The organism is Streptomyces sp. AC627_RSS907, assembly GCF_019049165.1.
Genome location: NZ_JAGMUE010000143.1, coordinates 20,809 through 32,715, shown reverse-complemented (window position 1 = coordinate 32,715; position 11,907 = coordinate 20,809). Strand labels below are relative to the sequence as shown.

Below are 11,907 nucleotides of genomic sequence, written 5' to 3'. Positions count from 1 at the left end.
ACCTACCGCCGAAAACGACCCCACCCTCGTCGAAGGCATCGGCGCCCTCGAACGCCTCCGCCAAGCCAACGACAGCCTCACCCGCCCCTACCCCGATCACTCCCCCCTTCCCTTCACCCTCCCCTTCCTCAAATACGCCACCGAAGCAGCCCGAACCGAATACCACGCCGCCCAACCCACCGCCGCCGAGTACCACGCCCTGCTCACCAACGCCGCCCACTGGGCTCGCACCACCACCACCGAGCGCGCCCAAACCGTACTGGCCGAACGCCTGAACCTCACCGCCTATCTGCCCGCCCATCCGGACGAGCAGATGATCAGCGATGTCCTGCAGCCCGTAAGGGCCTACCGGAAGTACATCAGCCCGGCGGAAGGACAGGGAACGCCGGATGAACAGCGCGCCCTGGCCTACTGGTCCCTGGCCCGCGCAGCACTCGCCATCGACAGATACCCGGACTCGGTGGAGAATCTGGCTCACAAGGTCCTGCACCACCCGGCTGGGCTGCCCAACGGCTATCAACAGGCACAGATGGTGCGGGCAGCACAGCTCTACGCCATCGACCACGACGGAAACGGCCCTGCGGCATGGGCCGCCCAAGACCTGCGATGGTCCGCCGGATTGTTCGTACACCGGACCGTTCCCACCACTGACGGCGGATTCGGACTCGTCCTCATCCAACAATCGATCACGAAGCTGGATTCCCGCATGGGAGGTAGGGGATACTTCCTGATCGCCGAGGTCGAAGCCGACGGTGTTGCGGTCACCTGGCCGAACGGAGCACACCACCGGCTGCCCTTCGACGAAGTCACCGAACTGGTCGTCCTCCACCTCCGCCTCCTCACCCAGGACAGGAGTGTGCCGGTCGCGCTGGCGGTCTCCGGCGACCCGGGCGGACGACAAACCCTCGCCCGCACCATCGCCGACCGGACCGGCCGCCGCGTGTACACAAAGTCTGCGGGCCTGACGGTGTCCCCCGCAGATGCCAACGGCACCTTCCGCCTGGTCCCGGCTACCACCCCCAACGGGGCCCCCAGCAACACCAGCTGGGTGCTCACGGAGCCCCACCGGCCGCACTTCGAATCGATCCAGTTGCCGTCCGGCACCGCCCCCGGCGGTACGAACACGCTCGCGCAGGACTTGGGGGCGGATGCTGCTCTGGCCGATGGGCTGCGGGTTCGCCCGGAGGTTACGGGTGATCCGGTCCAGGAGCTCGCCGTGCGGTTGCCCGGTCTGTCGGGCGCCGAGCGTGAGGCGGCGCTGGCACTGCTGGCGCCCGCGCACCGCGAGCAGTTGGCCGCTGATCCCGTGCTCGTGGACACCCTGCGGGCCCGGCTCGCCCCGGCCGAGTTCGCCTCGGTCGCCGCCTACCTCATCACGCAGGTCCCCGACGGCGTCGAGCAGCCCGTCACCGCCGGTAACCGAGCCCGTGCCCAGGTGACCCAGATGCTCCAGGACCCCGACGTCGCGGCGCGGCTGCTCAAGGGTGGCTCGCGGGTCGTGGTGGTGCCCAGGAGCCAGGCCATGACGTCCCTGGACGCCTTCCGTGACCTCCAGGGCGGCGTCACCGCTGACGGCCGTTCCTGGCAGTCCGTCCGCGGCGCCACTCAGCACAGCGCGGCCGTCACCGAGGAGAACCTCCTGGGTGAGCGCTCCACCGTGCCCTTCGTGGAGTCCGCCCAGGCCGACGGCTACTCGACCACCGTGCACGAGATCGCCCACACCATCCACTTCCACGGCCTCGACGACGCCGACAAGAAGCTCATCAGCGACGCCTACGACGCCACCCAGCAGGCCGGCGCGGCGGGGGCCTGGCCCGACGGCGCCCTCTACGGCCACGACGCCGACGGCAGCCGCACCGGTCCCAACTACAGCAGCCTCAACCAGTACGAGTTCTTCGCCCAGCTCACCAACGTCTACTTCATGGCCAACGCCGGCACCGATCCCTACACCGGACTGCCACGCAACAACGGCGGCCCGGACTGGGTGGAAAAGCACCATAATCGCCTCCACCGCCTGCTGGTCCGGCTGTACGGCGAAAACCCCCGCGGGACAAACCCGGCCGCGGTGAACCCCACCGAGGCCACCGACACCGAGAACTAAGCCCTGGCCCGAGCCCGTGCCCTGTGGAACATCGCCGAAAACCTCCACTCCCTGCCCCGTCATCATCCCAACCGGCTCAGACAGCAGGTCATCCGCGAAGGAAACGGCTACCTGACTCAACGGATGGGGGTACCGGGCCCCGGTACTCCGGTTGACCGGCTCCGGCGTGCCGCCGGAGGTGAGCCCACGTCCCCCGCCTCGCGTCACGGGGTCGTTCGCAGCCGTGTGCGTGTCTTCGTGAACCGCGGCCGGGTGGTCCGCGTAGGACTCGGTGTCGAGGCCCAGCCATCCCGGCCACGCAACGAGTCACAACAGTGAGGGACACCGAGCATGGACCATCCGGCCCCCGAGCCCGTACAGCCGAGCACGCCGCCGCCGGCGCTCGTAGACGTGGTACCGGATCCCGGCCGCGCGCAAAGTGAGAACCTGAACCTGCCCGGCGCCCCGAAACCGGCCGCCATCTGGGACCCTGAAATCCCCGAACCCCATCTCCTGATCACCGGCCCGGAGAACATTCCCGAACCGCCGCAGGACATCGTCCGAGCCGCCCGGGTGGCCCCGGACCACTGGTTCTACATGCCCGACCCGACGTGGGTGGGGGAGGGCATACCGCCGGAGTGGGCCGTGCTCGGGCGGTGGCGCTCGGACGCTTCCGGCGAGATCGTCGCCTGGCAGGACAACGAGAACTACCGGCCCTCCCCCGAGGCCCTGGGCTGGTCGGAGCCGCTGGACGACCTGGACCGGGCGCTGCAGTGGGCCGCCACCGGGTACGGTCCCCAGCAGGACGTGGCGCAGGCACTCGCCGCCGTCGGCCGGCTGGCGGTCCTCCTCGACGAGGACCGGGCCCCGCGGGTGGAGACCACGCCCGAGGGGGCGCGAGCGGCAGTGGTGTTCAGTCTCCCGCCCCCGGAGCCCGGCGAGGAGCCGGCCGACGACGATGCCTTCTACCAGGTGCTGCCCGTGGCAGAGGTGTCCGGCTTCCTGCCCGACGACGTGGAGCGGCTGTTGTTCATCAGCATGTCCTCCGCCGCCGCGCTGGAGGTCGACGCCGCGGACATCCTCGACCGGGCCGCGGTCCCGCCGGACCAGCCCGGCGTCGCCCGTCCGCTGCGCACCGTCAGCTCCGAGCCGGATGGCCCCGGGGCGAACAGCATCGAGGCGGACGGCACCGAACCGGACAGCGCCCAACCGGACAACACCGAGGCGGACGCCACCGAACCCGCCAACACCGAGCCGGACGCCACCGAACCGGACAGCGCCCGACCGGACAGCACCCAACCGGCCGGCACCGAGCAGGAATCCGCCCCGGCCCCTGACGACGTCGGCACGCTCGCGGACAGCGTGCTGCGGGTGCTGGTCCAGCCGTCCCCGACGACGGAGGGCGGCGCGTAGCGGAGCCGCCCGCCGGCCCCGCCGGCAAGGAACGGCGGCCGTCCGGACGGTCGCCGGAACGGACGTCCGGACGACTCTTGCGGCCGGAGTCGAACTGAACGCCTGCCGCCGCCGTAGCCAGAGGCAGGACCGCCACCGCTCACCTCGGCATGCCCGCGAGCCGCCGGCGAGGGCGACGGCACTGACAGGAGAAGAGGTCGAGGGTGTCACGGCAGTTGCTCACCGTCTGCCCGGAACAGCCGGACAGCTTCCGCACCATCGGGGAAGCGCTGGCCCGGGCCCGTACGGGCGCCATGATCCGCGTCCGGCCGGGACGCTACGAGGAGAACCTCACCATCCACCGGCGGGTGACCGTCGTGGCCGACGACGAGCCGGGCTCGGTGGAGCTGTGTCCCCGCCGGGGCACGGCGGTCACCCTGGCCGCGGACGCCGTGATGCTGGCCGGGCTCACCCTGCGCGGCGGGCAGGAGGACCTGCCGGTGGTCGACGCCGCCCGGGGGGAGGTGGCCCTGGACGGCTGCACCGTGGTGGGGTCGGGGTGGACGGCGCTGCTCGCCCGGGACACCGGCTTCCTGGCGCTGCGCGACTGCCACGTGGCCAACCCCACCGGCGCCGGAGTGGTGATCACTGCCCCGACCAGCAGCGTCGTGGAGAACTGCGAGATGGACCACCTGGGCAGCTCCGCCGTCGTGGTCAGCGAGAAGGGGCGGGCCGAGATCCGCGGGTCCCGGCTGCGCGGCACCCAGGGCAACGGCGTGCTGTGCAACGGCGAGGCCGAGACGAGGATCACCGACTGCGACATCAGCGCCGCCGAGAAGCCGGCGCTGGCGCTGGAGGACCGTGCGCTGACCACGGTGGAGAACACCGTCGTCCACTCCACAGCGGTCGGCGTGATGATCACCAGCGGCGCACGCCAGACCCTGCGGGACGTCACCGTCCGCGACACCACCGGAGCGGCCATCGTGCTGTCCGCCGGCACCGACCCGTACATGGTCCGCTGCCGCACCGAGCGCACCGGCGACAGCGCGCTGACGGTCACCGAGCGGGCCCGGGGGACCTTCGAGGAGTGCTCCTTCAGCGCCTCCCAGGCCCCCGCGCTGCGGATCCTCCAGCACGCGGCCCCCGTCCTGCGCACCACGTCGGTGCACGGCTGCACGGGCAGCGCCCCGGCCGTGTGGCTGGCGGAGAACAGCTCGGCCCGATTCGACCGCCTGGAGGTGACGGACTGCGCCGGGCCCGGCGTGTCCATCCGCTCCGGCGCGAGTCCGGTGCTGCGCCACGCCGAGGTCACCGGCTCCGGCGGACACGGCGTCGAGGTGACCGACGGCGGCCGCGGACGGTTGGAGCAGTGCACGGTCCGCGACGCGGGCGGCTCGGCCGTCCACCTCTCCGGTGGCGCCGACCTGACGATGGGCGACACGGTGCTGGTGTCCGCCTCGGGCACCGGCGTCAGCGCCGACGGCGCCCGCGCCACCCTGAGCGACTGCGAGGTCCGGCAGTCCAGCGGTACGGGCGTCGCCGTACGCGAGGGCGCCGACCTCACCCTGACCCGGGTGCTCGTCACCGGCTCCGGTGGCCACGGCGTGCTGGTGGCCGACGGCGGCCGGGCCACGCTGTCCTCCTGCGAGGTCACGCAGAACACCGGCGACGGCGTACGGATCGACAGCGGCGAGCCGGTGACCGCCAGCCACTGCACCCTGCGCGGGAACAAGGGCCAGGGCCTGCGCGCCCCCCAGGGCCACGAGCGGCTGACCCTGCGGGAGGTGCACCAGGACGACAACGGACTGGCCTCCCCCGACGACGGCACGGCCGGCACCTCCGGGGCCGCGTCCGGACACCTCGCACAGCCGGCGGCGCGGCCCCGGCCGAAAGGCCCGCTGGAGGCACTCGAGGCGCTCACCGGCCTCGCGGACGTCAAGCAGCAGGTCCGCACCCTGGTCAACCTCAACGACATGGCGCAGCGCCGGATCCGGCTGGGCATGCCGGTGCCCGCGATGAGCCGCCACATCGTGTTCGCCGGGCCGCCCGGCACCGGCAAGACCACCGTGGCCCGGCTGTACGGCAGCATCCTGGCCGAGCTGGGTGTCCTGGAACAGGGTCACCTCGTGGAGGTCTCGCGCGCCGACCTGGTGGCGCAGATCGTCGGCGGCACCGCGATCAAGACCACCGAGGCGTTCAACCGGGCCCTGGGCGGAGTGCTGTTCATCGACGAGGCGTACACCCTCAGTTCCGGCACGAAGGGTTCGGGGCACGACTTCGGCCGCGAGGCGATCGACACGCTGATGAAGCTGATGGAGGACCACCGTGACGACGTCGTGGTGGTGGCCGCCGGCTACTCGGAGGAGATGAGCGGCTTCCTGGCCTCCAATCCGGGTATGGCCTCGCGTTTCACCCGCGTCATCGAGTTCGGCAACTACTCCGTCGACGAGCTGGTCACCATCACCGAGGACATGTGCGAGGGGAACCAGTACTCCCTGGGCCCGGGCACCCGCGCGGCGCTGGCCGCCCGCTACGAGTCGATGCCCCGGGACGCCACCTTCGGCAACGCGCGCGCCGCGCGGCAGGTCTTCGAGGAGATGATCGACCGTCAGGCGTCCAGGCTGGCGGCGCTGTCCGACCCGGGCGAGGCCGACCTGTCGCTGCTGCTGCCCGAGGACGCGGGGGCCGCCCCCGCCTCGGACGGCGCCCCGCAGGACAAGGAGGAGATGCTGGCCCGTCTGGAGGAGATGGTCGGGCTGGCGGAGGTCAAGCGCGAGGTCCGGGACATCATCGACCTGCTCGCCGCCACCCGGCAACGGCAGGCCGCGGGGCTGCCCGCCCCCGCCATCGGCCGGCACCTGGTCTTCGCCGGGCCGCCCGGCACCGGCAAGACCACCGTGGCCCGGCTGTACGCGCAACTGCTGCACGCTCTCGGGGTGCTGCCGAAGGGACAGCTGGTGGAGGTGGCACGGCCCGACCTGGTCGGCCGGTACGTCGGGCACACCGCCCAGCTCACCAAGGAGGCGTTCGAACGTGCCGTGGGCGGGGTGCTGTTCATCGACGAGGCCTACACCCTGACCCCCGAGGGCTCACCCTCCGACTTCGGCCGCGAGGCGGTGGACACCCTGCTGAAGCTCATGGAGGACCACCGCGACGAGGTGGTGGTCATCGCCGCCGGCTACACGGAGGAGATGGGGCGCTTCCTGGCCTCCAACCCCGGCCTCGCCTCACGGTTCTCCCGGCACGTGACCTTCGGGAACTACTCCACCGAGGAACTGGTCACCATCATGCGCCAGCGGGCCGCCGAGTCGGGATACGAGCTGGCGGACGCCACCGAGGAGGTGCTCCGCGCCCGCATCAGCGTCCTGCCCAGGGACCGTACGTTCGGCAACGCCCGGCTGGCCCGGCAGCTGCTGGAGTCGATGATGACCCGCCACGCCCGGCGGATCAGCACCCTGCGGTCGCCCACGATGGCCGATCTGCGGCTGCTGTTGCCGGAGGACGTCGACATCCAGGTGGCCGCCGTGTGACGACAGCGGTGCAGGCGTCGGGGAGCCGGGCCCCCGACGCGCGCGGGCGGCGGGCCTCCCGCACGGTCCGGCAGTCGGGGGCGGGGGGCCGGACCGTCTCGCGCGAGCAAGCCGGGGCCGGCCGCGGGACACCCGCACAGCCCGGGTGTCCCGCGCACCGAGTCCGTGGCGTCAGACCGGAAGCCCGGACGCGGGCGGCGTCCCGTACGGATCTCCGCGGCGCACCGGTGACGTCATCGGACGATGCCGCGCTCCTCGAGCACCTTCCGTAACGCGCGCAAGGCGTAGTAGGACCGCGACTTGACCGTCCCCGGCGGTACCCCCAGGTACTCGGCCGCCTGAGCCACACTGCACTCCAGGTAGTACATCAGCTGGATCACCTCGCGATGCTGGTCGGTCAGTTCGGCCAGCGCTTCCAGGACCGCCTGTGACATCAGCACCCTGTCCGTGCCGTCCTCCACGGACAGGTCGCGCAGTTCCACCGAGGGGGTCTCCGGCGGACGGATCCGGCGCGCTCTATGGTGGTCGATCGCCAGGTTCCGCACCACCGTGAACATCCAGGGCCGTGCTTCCTCCACCTTCAGGCCCAGTTCCTCCGCGTGCTTCCACGCCCGCAGCGCGGCCTCCTGCAACACGTCCTCTGCCCGGTGCCAGTCACCTCCCAGCAGACGCGCCGCGTACCGCAGCAGCGGCGTCCCGTGTTCGGCGTACAGCAGTTGGATGAACTCCGCACACTCGTCGGCCGCGGCGCCGTCGGTGCGCTCCCCCGTACCGGTGGCGGAAGCAGTCGGTACAAGGTCGGTCGTCCGCCTCATTGGTGGCGTCCTCATCGTCAATCAGGTTCGTGGGGGCAGCCCTTCGACCAGGCGCAAGGGCAGTCCCACATTGGATGAGCGAACTTGGACGATTCTTGAAGGAATCTTGCTGTGGTGTTTCGGGGAGCGGACCGAGGCGGCCTGAGGCCTTCAAGGGGTCACGGAAGAAGCAGCACCCTCCCAAGGGCTGTGCACGGTCAGACGGCGGTCGGCCGCCTTCTCCCTGTCCGCCAGGAGTCACCGACTTGGTTGCATATGAAGGGTTGTCGCTGCGTGACAGACTCAAGGGGCGGGTGGGGATTTCGCCCGAGTTCTGCGCGGACGGCCTGCCCTGGTCCAGTTCTCCCGAGCGTGTCGGCCGGAGCAGGACGGGCTCCGCGGGACGACGTCGCGCGTCGATGTGCCCCGCCCGGTCGCGGCACATCGACGCGTGTCCGCTGAAGGCCGGGGTCATCTCCCGACGCCTCGCCGTGTCGTGCCCCGGCAGCCGTACGGTTCCGTGCCCCGCCTCTGCCGGCCGGCACCGACCCGCGGCGTCAGTGCACCTCGCCCTGACAGTGCCGCGGCCACTTGGGGGACGTGCCCGTCTGGGCGGCAGGCAGGTGCCGCAGGGCTTCGTGCAGCCTCTCCGTGGCCATTCGGCGGCTTCGCTCCGCGGCCGCTTCACCGGCCGGTCCGAGCATGCGTTCGGCGAGCAGGACCGGGGGGGCACTTCCGTCGCCGTCGGCAGCGTCGAGTATGTCGAACTCGGTGCCGGGGAGGAACAGGACGAGGTCCTCGGCGTCCGGGCCGAGCAGCGCCTTGGTACGGCGTGCCGTGACGGCCCACAGGGCGCAGTCGGGCGTCCTGCCGGCCGCGGCTGCCGGCGGCAGCGCTCCGACCGGGCTGCCGGTCCGCAGCACGCCGCCCGGCGTATGCGTCACCTCCGAGTACGTCCCGCGCAGCGCCACCCCGCGGTACGAAGGCAGCCTGCGCAGGCCGGCGGCCAGGCACGCCGCGTAGGGAAGCATCGTGGAGTCCTGTTCGCACAACGCTTCGTCCAGATTCCGGGGCGCGAAGGGCTCCTCTTCGGGAGCCGTCAGATACAGGTGCACCGCCAGCAGGTCGCAGGTCGCCTCGTCCACCCGCGCGCCGCGCAGCGCGGGCATGCGGACCAGGGCACGGCTGACCGCGAAGGCGTGCCGGTCCCAGACGCCACCGACGAGTTCCCGGAAGGCAGCCCGGTCCTGGGCGGTCGGCGGCCCGCTGACCGCGAGTGGGGTCGACCGGGCCGGGGCCGTGACCCGCGCGGCAGGCACGCCACCGGTTCGGCCTGCCGACAGGTCATCCCCGGCCTGCGCCGCCGCCCGGTCGCCGCTGCCCGCCGGACTCCCCGTTGCAAGAGCGGGAGCGGGGCCGGGGCCGCTGCCGAGGTCAGAAGCACCGGCAGGACTGACAGAGCCGGCAAGGGAGGCAGGGCGCGCCGGCTTCACGGCCGCGCCCGCGGACCCTTGCGTCGCGGACACGGGGGGACGCACCGCTCGTTCTTCCGCCGCCCGCGCGTCAGGTCTGGCGCCACTCCCGGAAGAGACGTCAGAGACGTCAGAGACCTCAGGTCCGGCCGGCCCTGAAATCCCGAGAGGATCGATCGAGCCGGCGATGCCGGCAGGGCCTACCGAACCGGCAGGCCTCGCGGCCGCACCCGTGTCCCCTTCCTCCTCGGACACCGGGGGACGCTCCCCCAGCCGGCCCGTTCGCCGCCCGGTGGGCCCGGTGCCGGGAGTCGACTCGGGCAGCGGGGTGCCGGATCGGGCTGGGTTGCCGTCCGGGGAATCACCTCGCGCCGTACCGGACGGCCCGACGACGGGAGGCTGTGCCGCCCCGGGCCCGAACAGCGGCCCGGAAGCCTCCGGCGGGCCGGCTGCCGGATGGGCCGGGGAGGGCCAGCTCCCTCGCCGGTCGCCGAGCGCGGCGGGCCTCGGTCCGGACCCGCCCGCCCGGTCGGCCGTACGCGCCTCCCTGCCACCGGAACCGGAGCCGGAGCCGGAGCCGCCCGAGCCGGGCGCAGCGCCACCGTCTCTGCCCGTGCCGGTGCCGGTCGGCACCGCGCTGTTTCCTGAAGGTCGTCGCGGAGTACCGGCCTGCACCACGCCCGGTACGTCCGGGACCGCCGTGGCGTTCCGGTCGTCGTCGCCTGTCAGGGAAGCCAGCACCTCCGGCGACTTGCCGGCCCGGTGCGGCGGGCCCTCCGGTGCGGGGCCGTCCGACGCGGTGGGCCTCTCCGCGCGGGGGCCCTCCGCCGTGGCGCTCCCGTCGTCGCCGCCCGTCAAGGCGGCCAGGACCTCCCTCGACCGGCCAGTCCGGAGCGGCCGGCCTTCGGGTGCAGGGCCGCCCCCGGGGACCGTGCCGGGCGGCCGGTGCCCGGCGGGGTCAGCCGGCTCGGCCGGCCCGATCGGCACGGTCGGCACGGTCGGCACGGTCGGCACGGTCGGCTCGGCGGGCGGAATCGGCCCGGGGCGCCCACCGGGTGCTGCCGACATCTGGGTGAGGGCGACTCCGTGGCGTACGGCCAGGCGGGTCGCGTCACGCAGGGCGTCCCCGGCAAGCCGTCCCACCCGCAGCTCGGCGCAGCACCGCAGCTGCGGATGGAGGTCGTTCAACAGCACTTCGCAGGCCCGCAGCAAGGACGGGTCCGTTCGCGCCCCCTGCCACCTGACCTCGACGGCGAACCTCTCGGGGTCGACCGGCCGCACGGCGGGATGCGACGGCGGCTGGGTGCGCGCTTCGACCACACCACCGGAACGCGTCAGGGTCAGCCGCCAGAGGTCCGACAGCCCGACAGTGCCGTCGGGTTCCAGGCGGCCACTGGTCAGTGGGGACCGCAGCCGCGCCCGGTAGGGTGGCCGCGGCCGCTCCCCCGGCCGCGCCGGCAGACATCCGACGGCGCTGACAGTGGGCCGCCATGTCGGCCGGCCGGCGGCGTCGGTCAAGGTGATCGCCACTCCGCCGCCGGACTCATCGTCCTCCGCGGCCAGCGGCAGACCGGTCAGGACCTCCACCTGTACGCCGAGCAGGTCGGCCACTTCCTGGGCGATCGGCAGGAGGTCGCGGTGCGTCGCAGGGGCGAGCCGCGTCGCGTCGCGAACGGCCCCCGGAAGCGCGGCGAGGAGCTCGGCGACCGCGGAAGCCGGTACGGGGCGCCCCCGCACGCTGCCGACCAGGACCAACGGATGGTCGCCGTCCGGGGGCACCGCGTAGGGCAGGCCGCCCGGACCGGGAGGCGCGTCGCGCTCACCGCGCACCAGGACCCCGGCCGGGACGGGCTCGACGACGCAACCGTCGTCCAGGTGGTGCGGCAGGCGGTCGTAGGCGGCCTGCCAGGCCGGTGCCGGGTGGCGCGGACCGAGCCCTTCGACCCTGCCGCCGGGTCCGAAACGGTGCCAGGCTGCGCCGGGGGATTCCGCCGCCGTGAACAGGGAGCCGTCGGGGACGACGACCACGCTGCCGTCCGCGGCCGTGACGTGCAGGTCCCAGGCGTCCGCGACGCGTTGGGCGATCGAGCGGCGGCCATCGCCCTGCCTGGCGGCCGCACCGGCCAGCGTCAGCCGGACCTCCTCGACGCCCTCCTCGACAAGGGAGTCGAGGACATCCCCGAGGACCGGCCACAGCTCGGTGTCGGCGGCTGCCGCGGCGCCGACGACGACGGTCACGCAACCGCTTCCGGCGCGCAGCGACCGCCAGGGCACCCCCGCCGCCTCCGGAGGGTCCTCGTACGGTGAGCGGATGAGCCGTACGCCGTCGGCGGTCTCCGTGTGCAGTGCGGCGGCCGGGTTCTGCGCGCGGTCCCCGGCGGCCGGATCGGATCGCCGCCCGATGACCCGGGAGACGGCCGAGCCGAAGCGCTTCACCCGGCACCGGCCCCGGGCTCCGCGGCGAACGGGGCGCACGCCGTGCCGGGAGCGGTCCCGCGCGAGGGCGCGGACGCCTGCCGGAGCGCGGCCGGAGTGTGCGCGGTGCGGTCGCCTGTTCGCGTACGTCGGCTCGCCATCGCCTTCCTTCCCGTGCCGCCCGCCTCTTGGCGAGGCGGGCGGTCGTTCGTCCCGCACCCCTC

5 protein-coding genes are annotated in these 11,907 nt (G+C 73.0%); 3 read left to right on the top strand and 2 right to left on the bottom strand.

The window, feature by feature from the left end; genetic code table 11:
* The 3 genes from KUM32_RS28395 to KUM32_RS28385 form a co-directional block, all read left to right on the top strand.
* Window positions 1–2,101: hypothetical protein (locus KUM32_RS28395; protein ID WP_217144829.1), on the top strand; the 2,101-nt coding region annotated here is incomplete at its 5' end.
* Window positions 2,102–2,431: 330 nt separating this feature from the next.
* Window positions 2,432–3,493, top strand: coding sequence for a type VII secretion system-associated protein (locus tag KUM32_RS28390; RefSeq protein WP_217144828.1), 1,062 nt, complete (start codon window positions 2,432–2,434; stop codon window positions 3,491–3,493).
* A 203-nt stretch (window positions 3,494–3,696) separates the two neighbouring features.
* On the top strand, window positions 3,697–7,002 hold the full coding sequence (locus KUM32_RS28385; RefSeq protein ID WP_217144827.1) for a right-handed parallel beta-helix repeat-containing protein: 3,306 nt from the start codon (window positions 3,697–3,699) through the stop codon (window positions 7,000–7,002).
* 233 nt (window positions 7,003–7,235) lie between these two features.
* Here the strand turns inward: KUM32_RS28385 and KUM32_RS28380 are convergent, their stop codons facing one another.
* Together KUM32_RS28380 and KUM32_RS28375 are read right to left on the bottom strand one after the other, a co-directional pair.
* Window positions 7,236–7,817, bottom strand: a complete 582-nt coding sequence (locus KUM32_RS28380; protein ID WP_217144826.1) for a sigma-70 family RNA polymerase sigma factor — start codon at window positions 7,815–7,817, stop codon at window positions 7,236–7,238.
* A gap of 536 nt (window positions 7,818–8,353) precedes the next feature.
* Entirely contained in the window at window positions 8,354–11,704 is a 3,351-nt protein-coding gene (locus KUM32_RS28375; protein WP_217144825.1) for a hypothetical protein, read from the bottom strand.
* Window positions 11,705–11,907 lie beyond the last annotated feature (203 nt).